This is a genomic window from Halopseudomonas salina (genome assembly GCF_008641105.1).
Genome location: NZ_VTTI01000001.1, coordinates 411,926 through 431,226 on the forward strand (window position 1 = coordinate 411,926; position 19,301 = coordinate 431,226).

Sequence of the window (19,301 nt, forward strand, 5' to 3'; positions counted from 1 at the left end):
TAATTGGGGTTAGTTCAAATGAAAATTAATCAGAACCTTTCATCTGACCCTGAATTTGCCCCAAGTCTAATCACCAGATTCGCTGAAATTCTGACTGCGGCGAGCCTGCAGTTGATAACGCATTGTCCTGATGCACAGGCAGATCGAGCCCCTGCTGCGAATCTTCGATCGCTTCTATAGTAATCACCGGTAGCGCGGGGTTTGTTGCACCGAATACCGTGGCGAAGGACACATCGGCCGCGTCCCTGCCGGTGCCGAGGCGCAGAAGCCCCATGACGGGAGACACGCCGCTGGGGTCAAACAGATACCAGCGACCACTGAGAAACACCTCGACGTAGGCATGAAAATCCGCCGGCCGGAAAGCAGGGTTTGCGCCGAACTCGATGCCGGAAACAAAGCGTGCCGGCATGTTCAGGGCGCGGCAGGTGGCAATCATCAGATGGGCGAAGTCGCGGCATACACCCACATGGTCGGTCAGTGTATCCACGGCAGAGGTACTGCTACCCGAGCTGCCCGAGGTATATCGGGTTCTCTGGTATACCCAGTCACGGATGGCCAGCACGCGGTTGTAACCGGGCGGCATTTGACCAAATTCATGGTTGGCCAGAGCCTGAAAGCGGTCTGATTCACAATAGCGACTGGGATAGATGTAGTTGAAGAGATCCATCGGCAAGTCAGCAACCGCCATCTCTTCCAGGCTCCAGGGGTCCGCCACCGTGTGGTAGATCTCTACCAGTCCCTCGTAGCGCACCACTAGCTCGCCGCTGTTGGCGCGTAACTTCAACCACCGCGTGCCGTCGTCGTTCTGCATGAACAGTTGCTGTTGCACTGGCTGGTTGATGCTCAGGGATTCGCTGAGCACCTGTTGGCTGGACGTGAGAGCCGGATGAATGTTGAACAGGAAGTCACAGGTCGCATCCAGCACGCCATAGGTGAGTTCGATGGAAAATTTCAGCCGCACCATGGCAGTGTATCCTTTGATGAACATGAAAAACCGGCAGGGCCGAGGCTCGGCCACGATGGCAGGACGAGCCGCTGACCCTGCTTGTAGGCGAGAATGATAGCGTTGGACTGCGTGAGGTGATTGCGTCCCGAACGCCAGCCTGCCCATCTTGACAGAGAAACCGTAGGAAACTAAGTGGAGGCAGATCAACCGTCATATATTTTCGCTTGATCCGGTCTACTTACCATCTTGTATAACGTTAACAATTTGCTGCCCTACTGACTTAACGGCAAACAAGGCGCTAGGCCTCACCACAAGGACTCAGGTATGACGGTACCAATAACTGGCGGTTGCGCATGCGGAGTGATTCGCTATACGTGCAAGGAGCAGCCTATCGCAATGCTGAACTGTCACTGCCAGGACTGTCAGCGCTCAAGCGGGGCTCCTTTCGCATCAGGCATCGTTGTCGCCGTTTCGGCTACCGACATTACAGGTGTGCCCAAGACGCATACCGTACGCGGCAATACCGGTGGAGAAACGACTCGTAGCTTTTGCGCTGAGTGCGGGACTCCACTATTCACCCGGGGGGAAGCGGTGTCAGAGTTCATGTCCATCCGTTTCTCAACTCTGGATGACGCCTCCTGGTTCAAGCCCGAGCTGGATATTTGGACTTCACGCTCACAGCCTTGGGTTTGCCTCAACCGAGAAATTCCGCAATTCCCTGGGTCGCCTTCTGTATAAACCCAGCCGTGCCATCCATCTGGGCAAAAAGATCAGCGGCAAAAAATTCAAGTATGCGGTGATTCCGGGTATTGGATTCGCCGACGGTATGTTCGGGCCCGGCACCGGTTCGTTCTTCACCCTGGCCAGTGTTCTATGCCGAAGAGCGAAGCTGGTGGCTGCCACCGCTGTGGCCAGGCCCCTGAATTTCGCGACCAACCTGTCATCACTGATCGTCTTTGCCGCCTATGGCAACGTCGTGTGGCATGCCGACCTAGTCCAGCGGCTGGATCGCTTGGTAGAGTCGTGGCCTTGCGGTGATTGACCCCCTCGCTGGATGCTCTCAATAGCAGGAGTTGGGGGTGCTCATCGGATTGATGTCTCCGGCGACCTCATCGGGGTCTATCCCATGGGTTATCAATACCTCGCGTACGAAATTGATCTGCTCAAGAATCCTGCTGGCATCGTCGCCATATTCGAACCGGGTTACTTCTACTGGCTTGGGCATGAATGTGAACGCTGTTTTCAGGGCTTGCAGGGTGTCGGTATCAGACATGGTATTTCTCCTGGGCAATGGGTGCAGATCGATGGTATCGCGCTGATCCTTGATGGGTCGACCCGCTTTAACGCGGGTTTCCTGTTGGCGGTGACACAGCCTTGCTGATAACCAGAACCGCCCCGTAAGATGCCCAGGCATTTACCCGACCGCCCCGGGCGGCACAGGAAAAGGATGACCACCGATGTACCCACCTAACCGAACAATAGCTCGCCTGCCATACGTGCTGCTTATGGCATTGCTTGCGCTGCTGACCAACGGCTGTGAGGCGCCATCCGATAATCGTGATTCGGCCCTGGCGGAGCTGGCTCAGCGCGGGATCAGCATCGATATGGACGGCTTGAAAGCGTCGACGAGAACCCGCAGCTACGATGGTGCCTTTCTGTTTGATGAGATCGGTTTTTTCGACGATATCAGTGATGCGGATCTGAAGGAGACCTTGCTCCATGCTGCCAAGTCTGACAACTTTGGGCTCGCCCGTGTTCTGGAACGCCTCGACAGCCGCGTTCAGTTCGACGCAAGTGAATTGCAGGAGAGTCTTGATATAGCTGTCCGGCGTGGCTCTGGTGAGCTAACTGCGGCACTACTCAGACATGGCGCCCGGCCAGGCCCTGAGACCCTGTTTCAGGCAGCCTATGCTGATGATTACCAGCAGGCGGAGATGCTACTGCAGCACGACACTGACTTTACCGGCGAGCCCAACAATGAAGCTGTGAGGATGGCGGCGCGCTTGGGCAATCTGCAAACACTCAAGGCGTTTGTTGATAGCGGTAAGGCCCCTGACGAGCAGGTCTACCAGGCACTTCGCTTCGGGGCGCTGACCGAGCAAGCCGCAGTGGTCCGATATCTGGTGGAGTGGGGTGTTCCGGTGGATCACCCCGACAGCGATGGCTGCACTGCCTTGCATTACCTGGCGCAGGACGGTTTGGTCGAGGATGTACGTTATCTTGTCGACCAGGGTGCGGCGGTCAATCAGACCTGTCGGGGTAAGGAAACGCCACTGAAGTGGGCCCACTACGGTAAGAATCAGCCTGTGATTGATTACCTGCTCAGCGTTGGCGGTACCCAACTCTGAACACTTTCGCGTCGGGCACGTGCCTGGCACCCCTTCCCACCAACTAAAGTCGAGCAACCCATGCCTACCGATCCGCTGAAAACCCTCTCCGATCTGGTCAGCGAAGCCCATGCGCAGATTCAAGCGGCGCATGAGCACATCAACCCGGTGGTGGAAGTGCGCCAGGGCATGCGCAATGCCGGTATCCCCGCCGACGTGCTCACCCTCGACTGCCTGCGCACCCAACGCCGCATTACCCTGATCCTGCATGACCAACAGCCGGGCGTGGTGCTTTACCAGTTCGTGACGCGGGCAGAGGAAGTCGGCGGTGACTTCAAGCAGATCCCGCTGGCGGATATGAGCAGCGAGACTCTGGTTGGGTGGATGGAAGATTATTTCGGCTGAGTTGAGCCGAATGCAGCCCCTTAGCCACCGACCTTGATGGTGCCCTGTGGCAGGAGGGTGTTGGCCCCCGGCGGACAACCACAAGCCACATAATCACCCGCTCTGGCGGCTGGACCTGCTGGTAGAAAGGCGGTGCGGGGGCCGACTGCGACAATGGGGCCAATGCCTTTCTTGCAGGCCGGGCAGGTGGCTTTGTGGCCGACCGATGTGGCGACCAGCCCATCAAACATCACTCCGCCGTTGCCTTCGATAACGGCGCCGCCGGTTGAGGTTTTCGAGCCTATCCCTATGCTATGCATGTGTGCCAACGCTCCCTGTACGTTTCAGTCCGTCCGGTATCAGGCGAGGATCATAGCGAATTGGCGATATCGGGGCTGATACCTGCGTCACGTTTCTAGAAACGCTGAGGTGTGGCGGCAGCTATTCGGCTCACCGGTTCCAGTAGCTACACCCCTGCCGACCGAAAACGCTCTGTCAGCTGCCGCATCGACAACGACTCCTGGCGCAGGGATTCGCTGACTTCCCGGGAGTTTTTCACGCTGCCCATCAGCACCTGGGAGCTTTCGCGCAGCATGGCGGAGCGCTGCTCGATAAGATCCAGGGCATCACGCTGAAGGGAGACTGAATGCGATACCTGCTGGCTGCTGGATTCCATTTCAACGAACTGGTCCCCCAGGCGCGTCAGATGGGTTTTCAGTTGGTCCAGATTGCTGCGGTTGCTGGCACCGGCTGCGCGCATTTCGTCCAGTAGCGAGTCTACGCTGCTGACACCTTCCACCAGATCGAGGACCCATTCGCGAATTTCCCGGGTGGAATCAGCGGTGCGCTGGGATAGAGTCCGCACCTCATCGGCTACCACTGCAAAGCCGCGGCCATGCTCGCCAGCGCGCGCGGCTTCAATCGCTGCATTCAGCGCCAGCAGGTTGGTCTGGTTGGCGATGGCAGCAATAACGCCAATCACCTGCTCGATCTTGTTGGTCGATTCACTCAGTGCGTGGATCGAGCCGGACACACGTCCAATCACATCGTTCGCATTGTTCGCCGCCGCCTCGCTGCTTTGCAGGCCCTGTTGTACCTGCTCGTTAGCCTGCACCGCTTCGCGGATGGTCGCCGCTGATCCTTCGGTTGCGGACTCTATCTCCGAGGCCTGACCGGCAATCGCGCCCATGGAAAGGCTGACTTTTTCGATCTGTTCGCGGGTCATTTCCGAGGCGGCCTGCAGGGCTTCCGCTTCCTCGTCCAGGCTGGCAGAACGCTGATTAAGGCCTGCGGCTGATTGGCGGATGTCACCGACGAACTGGTCAAAGCGACCGACCAGACCATTCAGCGCGCGCGCCACACCGGCGACCTCATCCTGGCCGGTTACGGCCGGTGTCAGGCTCAGGTCGGATGTTGCATCCATCTGTTTGATATCGCTTTCGATATTCTGCAGGCGCACGATAACCGTGCGCCTGAGCCAGAGGGTCATGAGGATGATTGCCACCAGAAATACCGCAGAACCAATAATCAGAAACGTCTGTTGATTGTCCAGGTAGGCGAGCAACTGCGAGGAATCCTGCTGAATCATGCTACGGCTGTTGCGCTTTCGCTCCTCGATCGCCGCGAGCATCGGGTCCAGCGCTGGAAACAGGTCAAAGTCCACGACCTGGCCAACCCGGTAATAACTTTTTTCGCCGATACCGGGTTCAAGCTTGCCAAGCAGGTCCAGCACGCTCTGAAACTCTTCGCGGTGAGCCATGGCCCAGTCACTCAATTGCGCGCTCTCTTCGATTACCTGCCAGCGCTGCGGCAGGGACACCACCAATGCTTCGAAAGTGGGCACAATCTCATCCCAGAGCAGCAGTTGCGCCTTAATCTTGTAGGTCAGGTCCTGCAACTGTCGGTGATCCTGCTCCAGGTCCTCGAGCATCCAGGACTCCTGCAAGCCAGCGGTGATCAACCGTTTGGAAGCGGTTTCCGTCTCTTTGATGATCAGCAGGGACATGATCGCCAGCGCTGCAAGGGCGCTTATGGACAGAAAGGAGAAGAACAGGATGCGGGTACGGACGGTGGACAGCATGACTACCTCACAGCAGGGTCGGCATCCGGAGGCTATTCCCATGATGTGACACTGCCATTACAACAGACTTATTCTCGCTTCAGGTCAGCAACCCTACCGACTTGATAAGTGCGTAGACCTTCTGGCCTGCTGCCAGATCCAGCTGCCTGACCGCCCTTGGGGTCACTTCCGCCAACAGCAGTTGACCTTCGGTGGTGCGACAGGCGACCAGGGTCCGAAAGTTGTGCGGCGGATAAATACACTCGATGCTCACCTGCAGGTGATTCTGAATACTGATCTGCCGGGGCTCGACCAGGGACAAGCTGACATCTTTTGCCAGTACGCGCAGCCTTACGTCATGCGCATCGGTGTTCAGGCCCGACCCCGGCACCCAGAGTCTGGCGCCGACTGGGCCGAAAGGTCGCATGCCATCTTCCTCGGCATCCCCCAGGCTACCGACCAGGATGGACGCCGCCCCGGCATCGGCAAACAAGGGCGAATCGGGGCGACTGAGCGCCTCCTGCAGGGTCTCGATACGTTCAATCTGCCCGTCGTGCATGAATATGATTCGATCCGCCAGGCGTTCTACTTCTTCCGGGGCGTGACTGACCATGATGATCGGTACCTCCGCCTGTGCGGCCATGCGCGAAAGAAAGGGCATGATCTCGCTTTTGGTGCGGGTATCGAGCGCCGCCATCGGCTCATCGAGCAGTAACAGTTGCGGGCTGATCAGCAGGGCGCGGCCCAAAGAGATACGCTGGCGCTGCCCCCCGGATAGCTGATTGATACGACGATCAAGAAGCTCCTCTATATCCAGCATGGCCGTTACTTCAGGCAGATGCAGGCGGCGCAGGGCGGCTGGCGTTCGTTTGTAGCCATAGAGCAGGTTATCGCGTACCGACAGATGCGGCAGCAGGCTGGGTTCCTGGAATACCAGGCCAATGCGGCGCTGGTGCAGCGGCACGAACTGCCGGCTCTGCTGCCAGGCCTGATCGCCAAAGCACACCTGCGCATCGGGCACACGCTCAAGTCCGGCAATGATCCTCAGCAGGGTCGTCTTGCCACATCCGGAGCGGCCGAACAATGCCGTAACGCCCTGCAAGGGCAACTCGCAATCCACCTTGAGCTCAAAACCACTGGCGTGGCGCAGGCGGGCCTGAATCTGCAGAGTCATACCTTGGCCACCGCAAAGCGCCGGTTGATGCTGTAGACCACAAACAGGGTGACGAAAGCGAATACCAGCAGCATCAGCGACAGACCGTGGGCGGCGGGGTAGTTCATGGCTTCGGCGTGGTCATAGATCAGCACCGACAGCACCTTGGTTTCGCCGGGAATGCTGCCTCCGAGCATGAGTATCACGCCGAACTCACCGAGGGTGTGGGCGAAGGTCAGGGTCGCTGCCACCACGAAGCCGCCACGGGTCATGGGCAGGATAACCGTGAGAAAGCGATCCACCATGCCCGCGCCCAGGCTGCTGGCCACTTCAACCGGTCGGCGGCCCAGATGACTGAAGGCTTCGGTCAAGGGCTGCACCGCGAAGGGCATGGAATAGATTACCGAGGCGATCAGAATACCCTCAAAGGTAAAAGCCAGGTGGTGTAAACCCAGGTTTTCCAGCGTCTGCCCGACTACACCACGCGGGCCCAGCACGATAAGCAGATAAAACCCCAGAACGGTGGGCGGCAGCACCAGCGGCAGCGCAACAATGGCCTGCACCACCACCCGGCCGGTTGAACGCTTCTGTGCCAACCACCAGGCCAGTGGCGTAGCCAATATCAGCAGAATGATCGTGGTATACAGGCACAGCCTGGCTGTAACCTCGATGGCCTGCCACTCCGCTGGCCCCAATGAGAACATGCGTCTTCCTCGCTTTAATTGCTAACTCACTCGGGTATCACAAAACCGTAATGGAGCATGCTGGCATGGGCCTGATCAGTGGCCATGAAGTCGGCAAACGCCCACACTTCCGGCTTTTTAGCACCACGCCGGGTGACTACATAGCCCTGGGTCAGCGGCTGGTGCAGGGTGTCGTCGATAAGGTAATAGCCGTACTTTTCCAGCTCTGGAAACCTGGCCAGCGACAATGCAATGATGCCGACTTCGGCGGCGCCGGACTGGGTCATCTGCGCGGCATGGGCAATATTCTCGGCAAATACCAGCTTGCCCTGCACCGCCTCCCAAATACCTGCTGATTGCATCGCTTCCCGGGCGCGCAAACCGTAGGGAGCGTGGGCCGGCTGTGCGATGGCAATCCGCTTGATGGCATCAGAGGTAAGGTCTGCCAGGGTCAGACCGGCGGCATCCAGCGTATTGCTCCAGAGCACGATACGGCCGATTGCATAAACAGCCGGTTCCGTCGCCGCCATCCCCTTTTCCTCAAGCTTATGCGCAAAGGCAATGTCGGCAGAAAAAAACATATCGTAGGGTGCGCCGTTGATGATCTGCGTGGTCATCTTGCCTGATGAGCCATAGATCACCTCGATACGGGCATCGGCATGGGCCTGGTGGTACAGCTCGATAATGTCGTCCAGCGCGTAACGCAGATCGGAGGCGGCAGCGATGCGCACAACTTCACTGGCCTGTACTGACGGAATCAACAGCAAAAACAGTAGGGCGCCGAGTAGCCGGAGGGGTGGGGCGTAAAAACGATCGAACAACGGCATTGTCTCTCCAGCCTGATTGCCAGCCTCTTCACCAGACAATGATCCTGGATTGTGGTGCCTGACGGTTGACTGGAGACTATACCAGCCAGGCTGCAGGATACCGATAGGCGGCAATCTCGCGCAGGCGCTGCTGATTTACCGCGCAGCTCAGGCCTGCTCTGGCTCGGCGACAGCACGCTTCTGGTTACCCAGCGTATTGAACGCGATATGCGTACTGGGAAACACTTCACCCACCTGTTCATTGATCCAGTCCGTCTCGCCCAGGTGGTCCATTACCGGGCCTTTGACCTCGGCCAGATGGAGATGAATGTCTCTCTCGGCCAGACCCTCGGTGAGTTCGCTGAGCATGTCCAACCCGGTACTGTCGATGTGGTTCACCGCGGACAGAATAAGCAGCACTTCGCGGGTATCGGGATAATCACGCAGGGCCCGATAAAGAGCGTGCTCGATCGCCTTGGTGTTGGCAAAGAAGATGTTTTCATCAATCCGCAGGGCCAGCAGATGGGGCTCTATTTCCACCAGGTGGCGCTTGGTATTACGAAAGTCCTGGGTGCCCGGTACACGCCCGACGACCGCAATGTGCGGCCGGCTACCCCGCCACAGCTGCGCGGCAATCGACAGACAGATTCCCAGTGCGATGCCGCCCTCGATTCCCAGCAACAGCACCCCGGCGGCCGTACTGAACAGGGTCAGGCCCTCGGCACGGTCGTAGCGCCAGGCCCGTCGCAGACTGGCCACATCAATCAACGGGGTGACGGCCACAAGAATGACAACCGCCAGTATCACCAGGGGCAGATGCGCAAACAAAGGGGCAATCGTCAGCAGAATAAGGCCAATTATCGTCATGGCAATGACGCCTGCCAACGGCGTGTTGGCCCCTGCCTCGATATTCACCACAGAACGGGAAAAGCCACCCGCGACAGCAAAGCCGCCGGTCAGGCCCGCACCCAGGTTGGCGGCGCCCAGTGCCAGCAACTCCCGATCAGCATCAATGCTCTGGCGCTTGCGCCGGGCCAGGGACTGGGCGATTGCCACACTCTCGACAAAGGTGACCAGGCTGATCAGCGCTGCGGGCAACAGCAGTGCTCGTATATCTGAAAACTCCGGCGTAGCCCAGAAAAAGGCAGGCAGCCCCGCAGGCAGAAAGCCCACTACCGGCACGCCCCGCGCGGCCAGATCACCGCTCACGGTAACCAGCAGCGCGGCAATCACCAGGACGATGGGGGCCAGACGAGCAAGCAGGGTCGCGGCTACCGGTGGCAGGCCCAGACCGCGCAGGTGCCTGGCCAGCATGCTGCGGGCATACATCAGCCACGCCAGGGAAACGAGGCCAATCCCGAGCACCAGGGAGTTCGCCAGGGTCCAGCTATCGAGCAGTTGCTGCGGACCGGACGGCAGGGCGGGCACACCCAGCAGGTGCGGCAACTGGCTGATGGCAATAAGAATAGCCGCGCCACTGATAAACCCGCTGATCACCGGATGGCTGAGAAAGTTGGCCAGAAAGCCCAGACGTAACAAACCCACTGCAAACAACATGACACCCGACAGCAGCGCCAGCCATATCGCCATTTGCAGATAGGCACCGCTGCCTATGGACGCCAGGGGCGCCAGCAGGGTCGCGGTCATCAGCCCGGTTACCGCCACAGGGCCCACCGAGAGACTCATGCTGCTGCCAAACAGCGCATAGGCCAGAAGCGGCAGCAGGCTGGCATAGAGGCCAATCTGGACGGGCAGACCAGCGAGCATCGCGTAGGCCATGCTCTGGGGAATGATCATCACGCTGACCACCAGGCCAGCGGTCAGATCGCCACTGAGCCAGGCCAGACGGTAGTGGCGTAACCAGCCCAGCAGGCCGGAATCACCCGGTGGCTGAAGCCGCGGATTATCGCTCATGCACTCACGCGGCGGTCATACACCTGGAACGCGAGCATGCCCGCCAACATGGCCAGCACGAACAGCAACGCCTGGGGCATCCCGGCGCCGACTGCAACAATGGCCGGCCCAGGACAGAAACCCGCAACGCCCCACCCTGCGCCGAACAGCAGACTGCCAAGGATCAGGCGTGGGTCAATTTTCTGCTTGCCGGGGAGTGTCACTGGCTCGCCCCTCAGACTGCGACCCGAGCGCTGCACCCACTGCATAGGCAGAAAAGCCGCACCAATCGCGCCGATCATGACCAGTGCCAGAGAGGGATCCCATTGACCGAACAGGTCGAGAAATCCGAGCACCTTCGCTGGATTGGCCATGCCCGAAATAACCAGCCCCAGGCCGAATACCAGGCCAGCCAGTAACGCGGTCAGAATGCGCATGTTCAGATCCCCCACAGGTGCCGAAGCACGAAGACGGTAACAAACCCGCTACCCATGAAGCACAGCGTTGCCACCAGAGAACGCGGGGATAACCGGGCCAGGCCACATACGCCATGTCCACTGGTACACCCCGAACCCAGCCGCGAACCGAATCCCACCAGCAGCCCGGCAATCACCAAGGCCACCGGCCCCGCCTCAATCTGAATCTGCGGGCGGTGCACAAAAACCCAGTACAGCACAGGGGCGATCAGCAACCCGGCCACAAAGGCTGCCCGCTCGCCACTGCCGGGCATCAGCGGCCCCAACAGGCCACCTACCAATCCGCTGATACCGGCGATTCTGCCATTGAGCAAAATCAGCATACTGGCAGACAAGCCAATCAGAACACCACCGAGCAAAGCGCTCCAGGGGGTGAAGTTTACCCAGTCAATGCTCATTCGGCCTCCTCACTGCAATACAGTTGATACAAGGTGGTGATCACCGCCAATGCTTCGGGACTGGCAATACGATAGTAGACCTGCTTGCCGTCACGTCGCGTTGCCACCATGTTTTCCCGGCGCAGGACGCCAAGCTGCTGGGACAGGGTCGGCTGGACGATACCCAGAATTGCTTCCAATTGGCCTACATTGCGCTCGCCCTCGACCAATTGGCAGAGCAGCATCAAGCGGTCACGGTTGCTTAGTGCCTTGAGCAGGGCCTGGGCCTTGTCAGCAGCACCGTGCATGCGTTGCAGATCAGGTGTTTCGGTGGTGTGTTGCATTGGGTCGTCCGTCTTGCGCTGAGCTGATCACAATATATATAAAAATATAATGTTTCAAGTTTGCCAGCCTGGTAATTCTGGTGTTGGCGCGTTAGATGACGCCTTAAGTTTCTCTTAAGGTACACCTGCGAGCATCAGGCCTTCTATTCCGTGGGAAGTCTGACATGCAAACCCCTATTTCGTTACCTTTCGCTGACAAATACGACAAGCAACATGCCCAGGACTACTGGCAGAAACATCGCCGCGGCCTGGCCCGTAAACTGTCCAACTGGCGTGACCAGCAAATTGCACGCTGGGCATTGGAGCAAGCCTGCCAACCGCAACAGGTACTGGATCTCCCCTGCGGTGCCGGTCGTTTCTGGCCGACGCTGCTGGCCAACGAAACCCGCTCCCTGATAGCCGCGGACAATGCAGCGGCAATGCTGGACGTAGCCCAACAGGTGCACTCGCCAGCTACTCTGGCACGCATCCAGCTGTTGCAGACCTCCGCGTTCGCCATCGACCTGCCTGATAACAGCGTAGACAGCATCTTCTGCATGCGATTGCTGCATCATATCGAACAGAATGATCACCGCTTGGCGATGTTGAAGGAATGCCGGAGGGTGACGCGCGACAGCCTGATCATTTCGCTCTGGGTAGACGGCAATGTCAAGGCAGAACGCCGTAGGCGCACTGAAGCCAGGCGAGCAGCAAGAGGCCCCGGCAATAACACCAACCGATTTGTGGCCCGGCGCGACGAGATAGAAAAACTGTTTCTCGAGGCGGGCTTCACCATCCAGAGCCATAAGGACTTCATTCCAGGCTACGCGATGTGGCGAGTCTACGTACTGCGCAGCGCTGATCGCAGCAAGCCCTTGCCATGAGCTCCTCCTCCCTGAACAAGTGGCCGATAACCCAGACGCAGTCCTTCGCCTTTTGGTGGGAGGCGCCCGGTCAGTGGGTAGAGCCGCCCAATATCCGACGCGGCGGCTGGAGCGGGGTGTTGCGCTGCCGGTGGCAGAATCGGGCGGTCTATCTTAAGCGCCAGCATCAGCACTTCTGCCGGGAATGGCTACACCCCCTCGGATGGCCGACCCTGTGCCGTGAATACCGGAATTTGCTTACCCTGCAAAAACTCGGCATTCATTGTCCTGCGCCGGTCTACTTTGCCAGAGAAGGTGCTGCAGCCGTACTGGTAGTGGAGGCGCTCGACGGCTTTGTCGCCCTCGACCAATTACATCTCGAAGCCGGGCCGCAACGGGAGCAGCTGGCCCTGAACCTGGGCCGGTGTCTGGGCCATATGCACAGACACCATCTGCAGCATGGCTGTCTGTACGCCAAGCATATTTTCGTACGACAGAGCGCAGAAGCCTGGCAGATCGCACTGATCGACCTGGAAAAGATGCGCTGGAGACCCGCAGCAAAAAAGAGCGCCCAGCACGATCTGAATCAGTTGCAGCGCCATCAGTCCCTGCTTGATGCCGGGGACTGGGAAAAAATGCTGCAGGCCCATCAACAGTCTTTCACCGCTTAAGCGAATCTTAAGTTTCACCGGGCAAGCTTCTCTCCATCACTGGAGAGAAGCCCATGTCAAACCCGCTTACCAACACACCGTCACCGCTGGCTACATTCGACAGTCAATACGTTCTGGAACTGAACACCGATCAGCCCGCCACCGGCCTGCAGCGCACTGAGCTGGAAGCCTTTGTATACCAACGCTTTGCCGACACTTACGGGGCCTGTGTGAGGCAGTACATGCCGCAACTGCTGGGTATCCGACACAGGGGGACATTGCAGGCCGTCGTCGGCTTGCGACCGGCCACTACCAGCGCGCTTTTTCTGGAGCAGTATCTCGACATGCCTGCCTGCACCCAGATCCGCATTCGCAGTGGCATGCCCACACAACGCGAGCACATGGTGGAAGTGGGCAACCTGGCTGCCCTGGCACCGGGCGCAGCGCGGGTGCTGATTATCGCCCTGACCCATTACCTGGCCGCCCAGGGTTACACCTGGGTGGTTTTCACCGGCACTGCCATGCTGTTAAACAGTTTTCAGCGCCTTGCCCTCAGCCCCATTGACCTGGGTGAGGCCAAGCCGGAACGCCTCGGCGACCGGCAAGCGGAGTGGGGAAGTTATTACGCAACCCGGCCGCGGGTGATGGCAGGGTACATTCCCGAGGGTCTGGTTCAGCTTGAGCAGCGCGGCGTTTTCCGGCGACTGGGTTACCGCCCGTTGTACGCACACCAGCGGGAGGCCTCCCATGTCAGCGCTTGAGAATTTCTGGCTGACGCTGGCCAAGCATGCCGAGAACAGGCAGGACCAGGTTGCCCTTGCCGGTGACCAGGACCAATGCACCTACGGTCAACTGCCCGCAGCCATAAACGCCAGAAGCAGGGCGCTCGAAGCCAGCGGTTGCCGCAGGGTTGCCCTGTCCATGGCGAACGGTAGCGACTGGCTGCTATGGGATCTGGCTTTGCTGCGCAGCAATCTTGTCTGCATACCCGTGCCGCCGTTTTTCAGTGCCGAGCAGGTTTGCCATCTACTCGACAGCGCCACCGTGGATGCCGTTATCGGCGAGTTGCCGGGTGACGTAAATATAACGCCGCGGGGCTTCAGCCGGACGAGTCTGGGCTGGCAACGCCTGATGCCCGAGAAGCAGGAAGCCGCAGCAGTCGCGCTTCCCGAAAATACCTGCAAGATCACTTTTACCTCCGGCACCACCGGCCAGCCAAAAGGCGTGTGCCTGGCGGCGGAGGCCCTGATGACAGTCGCGTCAAGCCTGCAGACAGCCTGCTCCGAGGTCAGGCCCGAACGCCACCTGGTGCTTCTGCCTCTGGGTGTGCTCCTGGACAACATCGGTGTCTACGCTGCGCTGTTGGCGGGCGCCTGTATTCATCTGCCCGAACACACTGGCGTGAGCAATAACATGCTGGATATTCAGCTCCTCATGCAGGCGTTACATCAGGCCCGGCCCCATACGCTGATACTGGTTCCGCAACTGCTGCAGGGGCTCCTGCAGGCGGCCGATGCCGGCTTGCTAGCGCCGGACAGCTTACGATTTATCGCCGTTGGCGGTGGCCGCGTAGCGCCTGCCCTGCTCGAACGGGCCGCGCAGTTGCAGTGGCCAGTCTACGAGGGCTACGGCCTGTCCGAGTGCGCTTCGGTGGTCTGTCTTAACCGACCGACTCGGCACCGCGCGGGGACCGTGGGGCAGGCTCTGCCCCATGTGCAGATCAGCATTGCCGAAGATGGCGAAATTCTGGTGCATGGCAACTGTCCGCTTGGGTATCTGGGTAGCGCCATACGCGCTCCCGGGCCATGGCCTACCGGAGACATCGGGCACATGGACGAAGGGTACCTGACCATCCTCGGGCGCAAGAAGAACCAGTTCATCACTGCCTTCGGTCGCAACGTCAATCCGGAATGGGTCGAGGCCGAGTTGACTGCTGAACCGGCCATCGCCCAGGCCTTTGTGCATGGCGAAGCCTTGCCTTGCAATCTCGCCCTGATCGTACCGCGCCATGAACAGGTCACCAGCGTCCAGATCGCAGAAGCCGTGGCCCTGGCCAATGCCGGGCTGCCCGGCTACGCACGGGTCCATCACTGGCTGGTCATCGCCCAGCCATTCACCAGCACCGACGGCCTCCTGACCAGCAATGGTCGGCTCCGCCGTGCTGCCATTTTCCAGCATTACCGTCAGGCTCTTCAGGGCCTGCTACCCCAGGAGTTAGCCCATGCGTTTTTTTGATCGTTTACACCAGTGCACGCAAGCCGAGCGTGAATACCTGTTTGCCTCGCCGCTGATTGAGGCGGCACTGGCAGGGCAGGTGCAGCGTCATAGCTACATTGCCTTTCTGACGGAAGCCTTTCATCACGTCAGTCATACCGTGCCGCTGCTCATGGCGTGTGGGGCAAGGCTGAGCGCCAGGCAGGAATGGATTCGCAACGCCATGGCCGAATATATCGAGGAAGAGCTGGGGCATCAGGAATGGATTCTCAACGACCTGCGCGCCTGTGGCGCCGATTCCGAAGCGGTGCGTCATGGCCAACCGGCCCTGGCAACCGAATTGATGGTCAGCACCATGTATGACCGAATCAACCGGCTCAACCCGGTATCGATGCTCGGCATGGTCTTTGTGCTCGAGGGCACGAGCATCGCCCTCGCCACGCAGGCCGCGGGCAGCCTGAAAAAGGGGCTGGGGCTGCCAGACAAGGCATTCAGCTACCTGACGTCCCATGGCGCACTGGATCAGGAGCACATGAAGTTCTTTGAACAGCTGGTCAACCAGCTGGATGATCCGGAAGACCAGCAAGCCGTTATGCATACTGCCCGGGTCATTTACCGGCTATACGCCGATATGTTCCGTAGCCTGCCCGGCTCGCTGGAGGTGCCCCATGCGCTTGCGCGATAGCGTTGTGGTACTGACCGGCGCCACCGGTGGCATGGGTCAGGCCATGGTCGCCGCATTATGCCAGGCCGGGGCGCAGGTGTTGCTGGTCGGGCGCCAGACGCAGGCACTCCAGGCCATGGAGCGCGAATTCGGCTCTCGTGTTTCCTGCGTGCAGGCCGACTTGCGGCAAGCCGATGACCGCGCAAGAGTGGTTGCAGCCGCGCGCAAACTGTCCGGTTTCAACCTGCTTGTAAACGCGGCAGGGGTGAATCACTTCGGGCTGTTTGAATCCATGGACGATGCGGCGATAGCCGATCTGATCGACACCAACCTGACCGCCAACCTGCAGTTGACCCGCGCGCTGCTGCCTCTGATGAAATCTGCGCCGCAGGCCTGTGTGGTCAATATCGGGTCGACCTTTGGCTCGATCGGCTATGCCGGCTTCAGCACCTACTGTGCCAGCAAGTTTGCCCTGCGCGGTTTTTCTCAGGCCCTGCGCCGCGAGCTCGCGGACACGCGAGTAGGGGTGCTGTATCTGGCTCCCCGGGCAACCCGTACAGAAATGAACAGTACCCGGGTGAATGCAATGAACAACGCTTTGCAGGTCACCATGGACAGCCCCGAGCAGGTCGCAGCCCAACTGATTCGAGCACTGCAGCAGGACCTGCGCGAAGTGCATCTCGGCTGGCCGGAGCGCCTGTTTGTGCGTCTCAACAGCCTGCTGCCTTCGCTGCTGGACAAGGCTTTACGCCGCCAGTTGCCGACCATTCAACATTACGCCGGTACCGAACCCGACATCGCCCCATCCACAGCATTGGAGCAAAGACCATGAACATCATCAGACAGCTGGCCCTGACGGCGTCTTTCTGGGGTCTGGCCTTGGCCGCCCAGGCGGCGGACATCACACCGCTACAGGAGCGTTGGGCACAGATCCATTACCAGACGCCTGCCAAGGAGCAGCCCAAGGCCTATTCGCTACTGGCCGAGCAGGCACGGCAATTGACCCGCGCCAACCCCGAGAGCGCTCAGGCACATATCTGGCAGGGCATTATTCTCAGCAGCTGGGCCGGAGCCGAGGGTGGGCTGGGCGCACTGGGCAAGGCCAAGGAGGCAAAGGCGGAGCTGGAGCAGGCCTTGAGTCTGGAGCCTGAGGCCTTACAGGGGTCTGCCTACACCAGCCTGGGCGTGCTCTACTATCAAGTGCCCGGCTGGCCGATCGGATTTGGCGACGACGACAAGGCCGGCGAGCTGCTGCAGAAAGCCCTGGCGCTCAATCCCGAGGGTATCGACAGCAACTATTTCTGGGCGGATTACCTGATAGACCAAAAGCGCTATGCTGAGGCTCGAATAGCCCTTCTCAAAGCCCAGGCGGCACCGCCCAGACCCGGGCGCGAGCTTGCAGACCAGGGTCGGCAACAGGAGATTCGCGCACTCCTCAATACACTCGAGTAACGCCCATGCGACTGTTGCTGGTTGAAGACGACAAATCCCTCGGCGAAGGCATAATCACTGCGCTCAAAGCCGAGGGCTACACGCTTGACTGGTTACAGGATGGTGCCAGCGCGCTGCACGCCCTGAGCAGCGAACCCTTTGACCTGGCCATCCTCGACCTGGGTCTACCGCGCATGGACGGCCTGCAGGTGCTCAAGGCATTGCGCGACCGCCATCATGCGGTGCCGGTACTGATCCTTACCGCACGCGACGGCGTCAGTGACCGCATAGCTGGACTGGATGCAGGAGCCGATGATTACCTGACAAAACCATTCGACAGCGCGGAGCTCAAGGCGCGCCTGCGCGCTCTGCTCAGGCGCAGCAATGGCCGTGCGGAGCCGCTGATCAGCCTGCGCGGCGTTATCCTTGACCCGCAGAACCAGCAGGTAACACTGGACGGGAAAATAGTGAGTCTGTCACGCAAGGAATTTGTACTCTTGCACGAATTGATCGCCCAACCTGACCGGGTGCTGACCCGCGACCGACTGGAGCAGGTACTCAACGGCTGGAACGAGGACGTGGACAGCAACACGCTGGAAGTCCATATCCATCATTTGCGTCGCAAACTCTTCCCGGAGCTGATCCGTACGCTGCGCGGGGTCGGTTACATGATTGAGCGCCAGGTATGAAATCCATACGCCAGCGCATCTTGCTGCGGGTACTCGGTTTGCTGTTGATTGGCTCGTTGATCCTCAGTGCAATCAGCTACGGGGATGCGACCCATGAAATCGAGGAGCTGTTCGACGCCCAGCTCGGTCAAAGTGCTAGGGTGCTGCAGGGTCTGCTACGCCTGCCCCAGGCGCAGATAGATCACCAGCAGTTGGCTGCGGCGCTAAACGAATCCGCGGGGCAGCAGCCTACCCTGGGGCATCGCTACGAAAGCAAACTGGCCTATCAGGTGCGCGATGCTGATGGCCAGATTATTGCCCGCTCCTTCAATGTGCCAACCATCGGCAAGGATACCTGGCAACCCGGCTTTGCCAGTCTTGGCGAAGGGGAAGACCAGTGGCGACGCTATGTACTGGTGGATCCCGAGCAGCAGTTGGCCATCTGGGTCGGGGAGCGCGCCGATGTGCGCGGCGAGCTGGTGGGCAAGATTGTGCGTTCCACCCTGATTCCCGACCTGATCGGCATTCCCCTGATGCTACTGCTGGTCTGGTTGGCAATAGGCTCCGGCCTCAAGCCACTGGAGCGTATGGCCAGGCAGATACGTCAACGTGATCCCGACAGCCTGCAACCGATGCTGATCAGCGATCTACCCACCGAGCTTGAGCCCATGCAGGCAGCGCTCAACCGCATGCTTGATCAGTTGGGGCAGCTCCTGGCCCGAGAACAGCGTTTTATCGCCGATGCGGCCCATGAGCTTCGAACGCCCCTGGCGATACTGCAGATCCATGCTGAAAATGCACGGGCGGCCAGCGACCCGGCCGAGCGCGACGCCGCTCTTGGCCATCTGCTCAATGCAACCGAGCGCGCCACGCGCCTGGTCAGTCAGATGCTGACACTCGCTCGCCTAACGGACGAGCAGCAACTGCAACGCCAGCCAGTCAACTTGAAGCAGGCATGCCGCGCCGAGCTGGCACAGCTTCTACCCCTGACGTTAAAACGGCATCAGGATCTGCAATTCGACATCGACCCGAAGCTTCCCGAGACCCTGAAAATGGAGCCTGGCAGCCTGGGCATGTTGTTGCAGAATCTGCTCGGCAATGCCATTCAGCATTGCCCGGATCACGGTACTATCCGGCTGCATCTGCAACGGGAGCAGGTGTCGACGCATCGTCTATTGCTGAGCATCGAGAACAGCGGTGAGCCTGTGCCAATAGTCGAGCGGAGTCGATTGCTCGAGCGCTTCTATACTGGCAGCAATCATCCAGGCGCCGGATTGGGCCTGTCCATTGTGCAACGGGTAGTGGAGCGTCACCACGGCACAATAGAGCTCGATGACAGCAGCCTGGGAGGCCTGCGCGTAAATATTCGTCTGCCTCTTTAATG

The 19,301-nt window shown here is 59.6% G+C and carries 24 protein-coding genes; 13 read left to right on the forward strand and 11 right to left on the reverse strand.

The features are described 5' to 3' along the window. Window positions 1-70 precede the first annotated feature (70 nt). Window positions 71-964: a transglutaminase-like domain-containing protein gene (locus FZF01_RS01815; protein ID WP_150276382.1), complete on the reverse strand. Its 894-nt coding sequence runs from the start codon at window positions 962-964 to the stop codon at window positions 71-73. A gap of 378 nt (window positions 965-1,342) precedes the next feature. Between FZF01_RS01815 and FZF01_RS19760 the strand changes: the two genes are divergently transcribed. Both FZF01_RS19760 and FZF01_RS19495 read left to right on the forward strand, forming a co-directional pair. Continuing rightward, window positions 1,343-1,684 (forward strand): GFA family protein, encoded by a 342-nt coding sequence (locus tag FZF01_RS19760; protein ID WP_223825373.1) that lies wholly within the window; start codon window positions 1,343-1,345, stop codon window positions 1,682-1,684. Further along, the gene (locus tag FZF01_RS19495) at window positions 1,575-1,988 is read left to right on the forward strand and encodes a TSUP family transporter (protein ID WP_150276384.1); all 414 of its coding nucleotides are present in this window, start codon (window positions 1,575-1,577) and stop codon (window positions 1,986-1,988) included. The genes FZF01_RS19760 and FZF01_RS19495 overlap by 110 nt, the downstream gene beginning before the upstream one ends. An 18-nt stretch (window positions 1,989-2,006) precedes the next feature. Here the strand turns inward: FZF01_RS19495 and FZF01_RS01830 are convergent, their stop codons facing one another. After that, window positions 2,007-2,219, reverse strand: coding sequence for a penicillin-binding protein (locus FZF01_RS01830; protein WP_150276385.1), 213 nt, complete (start codon window positions 2,217-2,219; stop codon window positions 2,007-2,009). A 184-nt stretch (window positions 2,220-2,403) separates the two neighbouring features. Here FZF01_RS01830 and FZF01_RS01835 point away from each other — a divergent pair, with 184 nt between their 5' ends. Further along, a complete protein-coding gene (locus FZF01_RS01835; RefSeq protein WP_150276386.1) occupies window positions 2,404-3,294 on the forward strand; it encodes an ankyrin repeat domain-containing protein in 891 nt (296 codons plus the stop codon). Between the two features lie 60 nt (window positions 3,295-3,354). Then, window positions 3,355-3,678 carry a hypothetical protein gene (locus FZF01_RS01840; protein ID WP_150276387.1) on the forward strand — a complete coding sequence of 108 codons (324 nt, stop codon included), beginning with the start codon at window positions 3,355-3,357 and terminating at the stop codon, window positions 3,676-3,678. A gap of 20 nt (window positions 3,679-3,698) precedes the next feature. Here the strand turns inward: FZF01_RS01840 and FZF01_RS01845 are convergent, their stop codons facing one another. From FZF01_RS01845 to FZF01_RS01885, 9 genes are all read right to left on the reverse strand, one after another. Then, window positions 3,699-3,977, reverse strand: a complete 279-nt coding sequence (locus FZF01_RS01845; protein ID WP_150276388.1) for a PAAR domain-containing protein — start codon at window positions 3,975-3,977, stop codon at window positions 3,699-3,701. Window positions 3,978-4,123: 146 nt separating this feature from the next. Further along, the gene (locus FZF01_RS01850) at window positions 4,124-5,737 is read right to left on the reverse strand and encodes a methyl-accepting chemotaxis protein (RefSeq protein WP_150276389.1); all 1,614 of its coding nucleotides are present in this window, start codon (window positions 5,735-5,737) and stop codon (window positions 4,124-4,126) included. A 79-nt stretch (window positions 5,738-5,816) separates the two neighbouring features. Continuing rightward, the gene (gene modC / locus FZF01_RS01855; protein WP_150276390.1) at window positions 5,817-6,890 is read right to left on the reverse strand and encodes a molybdenum ABC transporter ATP-binding protein; all 1,074 of its coding nucleotides are present in this window, start codon (window positions 6,888-6,890) and stop codon (window positions 5,817-5,819) included. Further along, the gene (gene modB / locus FZF01_RS01860) at window positions 6,887-7,573 is read right to left on the reverse strand and encodes a molybdate ABC transporter permease subunit (RefSeq protein WP_150276391.1); all 687 of its coding nucleotides are present in this window, start codon (window positions 7,571-7,573) and stop codon (window positions 6,887-6,889) included. The genes modC and modB overlap by 4 nt, the downstream gene beginning before the upstream one ends. Window positions 7,574-7,599: 26 nt before the next feature. Further along, window positions 7,600-8,379, reverse strand: coding sequence for a molybdate ABC transporter substrate-binding protein (modA, locus tag FZF01_RS01865; RefSeq protein ID WP_150276392.1), 780 nt, complete (start codon window positions 8,377-8,379; stop codon window positions 7,600-7,602). Window positions 8,380-8,526: 147 nt separating this feature from the next. Further along, entirely contained in the window at window positions 8,527-10,272 is a 1,746-nt protein-coding gene (locus FZF01_RS01870) for a SulP family inorganic anion transporter (protein ID WP_150276393.1), read from the reverse strand. Then, window positions 10,269-10,688 (reverse strand): YeeE/YedE family protein, encoded by a 420-nt coding sequence (locus FZF01_RS01875; protein ID WP_150276394.1) that lies wholly within the window; start codon window positions 10,686-10,688, stop codon window positions 10,269-10,271. Before FZF01_RS01875 ends, FZF01_RS01870 begins: the two co-directional genes overlap by 4 nt. 2 nt (window positions 10,689-10,690) lie before the next feature. Next, window positions 10,691-11,125, reverse strand: a complete 435-nt coding sequence (locus FZF01_RS01880; protein WP_150276395.1) for a YeeE/YedE family protein — start codon at window positions 11,123-11,125, stop codon at window positions 10,691-10,693. Further along, window positions 11,122-11,448 carry an ArsR/SmtB family transcription factor gene (locus tag FZF01_RS01885; protein ID WP_150276396.1) on the reverse strand — a complete coding sequence of 109 codons (327 nt, stop codon included), beginning with the start codon at window positions 11,446-11,448 and terminating at the stop codon, window positions 11,122-11,124. Before FZF01_RS01885 ends, FZF01_RS01880 begins: the two co-directional genes overlap by 4 nt. A 164-nt stretch (window positions 11,449-11,612) precedes the next feature. On the opposite strand from FZF01_RS01885, the gene FZF01_RS01890 reads away from it, so the two are divergent. From FZF01_RS01890 to FZF01_RS01930, 9 genes are read left to right on the forward strand one after another with little or no spacing between them, the layout of a single operon-like run. Further along, window positions 11,613-12,311 carry a class I SAM-dependent methyltransferase gene (locus tag FZF01_RS01890; protein ID WP_150276397.1) on the forward strand — a complete coding sequence of 233 codons (699 nt, stop codon included), beginning with the start codon at window positions 11,613-11,615 and terminating at the stop codon, window positions 12,309-12,311. Then, on the forward strand, window positions 12,308-12,961 hold the full coding sequence (locus tag FZF01_RS01895; protein WP_150276398.1) for a lipopolysaccharide kinase InaA family protein: 654 nt from the start codon (window positions 12,308-12,310) through the stop codon (window positions 12,959-12,961). Before FZF01_RS01890 ends, FZF01_RS01895 begins: the two co-directional genes overlap by 4 nt. Before the next feature lie 53 nt (window positions 12,962-13,014). Further along, window positions 13,015-13,701, forward strand: a complete 687-nt coding sequence (locus tag FZF01_RS01900; RefSeq protein ID WP_188434338.1) for a thermostable hemolysin — start codon at window positions 13,015-13,017, stop codon at window positions 13,699-13,701. After that, window positions 13,688-15,175, forward strand: a complete 1,488-nt coding sequence (locus FZF01_RS01905) for an AMP-binding protein (RefSeq protein ID WP_150276399.1) — start codon at window positions 13,688-13,690, stop codon at window positions 15,173-15,175. The genes FZF01_RS01900 and FZF01_RS01905 overlap by 14 nt, the downstream gene beginning before the upstream one ends. Continuing rightward, window positions 15,162-15,839, forward strand: a complete 678-nt coding sequence (locus tag FZF01_RS01910) for a TenA family transcriptional regulator (protein WP_150276400.1) — start codon at window positions 15,162-15,164, stop codon at window positions 15,837-15,839. The genes FZF01_RS01905 and FZF01_RS01910 overlap by 14 nt, the downstream gene beginning before the upstream one ends. Further along, the gene (locus tag FZF01_RS01915; RefSeq protein WP_150276401.1) at window positions 15,823-16,650 is read left to right on the forward strand and encodes an SDR family oxidoreductase; all 828 of its coding nucleotides are present in this window, start codon (window positions 15,823-15,825) and stop codon (window positions 16,648-16,650) included. The genes FZF01_RS01910 and FZF01_RS01915 overlap by 17 nt, the downstream gene beginning before the upstream one ends. Then, window positions 16,647-17,270, forward strand: coding sequence for a tetratricopeptide repeat protein (locus FZF01_RS01920; RefSeq protein ID WP_150276402.1), 624 nt, complete (start codon window positions 16,647-16,649; stop codon window positions 17,268-17,270). Before FZF01_RS01915 ends, FZF01_RS01920 begins: the two co-directional genes overlap by 4 nt. A gap of 5 nt (window positions 17,271-17,275) precedes the next feature. Beyond that, window positions 17,276-17,938, forward strand: coding sequence for a response regulator (locus FZF01_RS01925; RefSeq protein WP_150276403.1), 663 nt, complete (start codon window positions 17,276-17,278; stop codon window positions 17,936-17,938). Further along, a complete protein-coding gene (locus FZF01_RS01930; protein WP_150276404.1) occupies window positions 17,935-19,299 on the forward strand; it encodes an ATP-binding protein in 1,365 nt (454 codons plus the stop codon). Before FZF01_RS01925 ends, FZF01_RS01930 begins: the two co-directional genes overlap by 4 nt. The last annotated feature ends 2 nt before the right edge of the window (window positions 19,300-19,301 follow it).

Coding starts and splice junctions, on each gene's coding strand:
- FZF01_RS01815 (WP_150276382.1), bottom strand. CDS start 964: ATGGTGCGGCTGAAATTTTCCATCGAACTCACCTATGGCGTGCTGGAT.
- FZF01_RS19760 (WP_223825373.1), top strand. CDS start 1,343: ATGCTGAACTGTCACTGCCAGGACTGTCAGCGCTCAAGCGGGGCTCCT.
- FZF01_RS19495 (WP_150276384.1), top strand. CDS start 1,575: ATGACGCCTCCTGGTTCAAGCCCGAGCTGGATATTTGGACTTCACGCT.
- FZF01_RS01830 (WP_150276385.1), bottom strand. CDS start 2,219: ATGTCTGATACCGACACCCTGCAAGCCCTGAAAACAGCGTTCACATTC.
- FZF01_RS01835 (WP_150276386.1), top strand. CDS start 2,404: ATGTACCCACCTAACCGAACAATAGCTCGCCTGCCATACGTGCTGCTT.
- FZF01_RS01840 (WP_150276387.1), top strand. CDS start 3,355: ATGCCTACCGATCCGCTGAAAACCCTCTCCGATCTGGTCAGCGAAGCC.
- FZF01_RS01845 (WP_150276388.1), bottom strand. CDS start 3,977: ATGCATAGCATAGGGATAGGCTCGAAAACCTCAACCGGCGGCGCCGTT.
- FZF01_RS01850 (WP_150276389.1), bottom strand. CDS start 5,737: ATGCTGTCCACCGTCCGTACCCGCATCCTGTTCTTCTCCTTTCTGTCC.
- modC (WP_150276390.1), bottom strand. CDS start 6,890: ATGACTCTGCAGATTCAGGCCCGCCTGCGCCACGCCAGTGGTTTTGAG.
- modB (WP_150276391.1), bottom strand. CDS start 7,573: ATGTTCTCATTGGGGCCAGCGGAGTGGCAGGCCATCGAGGTTACAGCC.
- modA (WP_150276392.1), bottom strand. CDS start 8,379: ATGCCGTTGTTCGATCGTTTTTACGCCCCACCCCTCCGGCTACTCGGC.
- FZF01_RS01870 (WP_150276393.1), bottom strand. CDS start 10,272: ATGAGCGATAATCCGCGGCTTCAGCCACCGGGTGATTCCGGCCTGCTG.
- FZF01_RS01875 (WP_150276394.1), bottom strand. CDS start 10,688: ATGCGCATTCTGACCGCGTTACTGGCTGGCCTGGTATTCGGCCTGGGG.
- FZF01_RS01880 (WP_150276395.1), bottom strand. CDS start 11,125: ATGAGCATTGACTGGGTAAACTTCACCCCCTGGAGCGCTTTGCTCGGT.
- FZF01_RS01885 (WP_150276396.1), bottom strand. CDS start 11,448: ATGCAACACACCACCGAAACACCTGATCTGCAACGCATGCACGGTGCT.
- FZF01_RS01890 (WP_150276397.1), top strand. CDS start 11,613: ATGCAAACCCCTATTTCGTTACCTTTCGCTGACAAATACGACAAGCAA.
- FZF01_RS01895 (WP_150276398.1), top strand. CDS start 12,308: ATGAGCTCCTCCTCCCTGAACAAGTGGCCGATAACCCAGACGCAGTCC.
- FZF01_RS01900 (WP_188434338.1), top strand. CDS start 13,015: ATGTCAAACCCGCTTACCAACACACCGTCACCGCTGGCTACATTCGAC.
- FZF01_RS01905 (WP_150276399.1), top strand. CDS start 13,688: ATGTCAGCGCTTGAGAATTTCTGGCTGACGCTGGCCAAGCATGCCGAG.
- FZF01_RS01910 (WP_150276400.1), top strand. CDS start 15,162: ATGCGTTTTTTTGATCGTTTACACCAGTGCACGCAAGCCGAGCGTGAA.
- FZF01_RS01915 (WP_150276401.1), top strand. CDS start 15,823: ATGCGCTTGCGCGATAGCGTTGTGGTACTGACCGGCGCCACCGGTGGC.
- FZF01_RS01920 (WP_150276402.1), top strand. CDS start 16,647: ATGAACATCATCAGACAGCTGGCCCTGACGGCGTCTTTCTGGGGTCTG.
- FZF01_RS01925 (WP_150276403.1), top strand. CDS start 17,276: ATGCGACTGTTGCTGGTTGAAGACGACAAATCCCTCGGCGAAGGCATA.
- FZF01_RS01930 (WP_150276404.1), top strand. CDS start 17,935: ATGAAATCCATACGCCAGCGCATCTTGCTGCGGGTACTCGGTTTGCTG.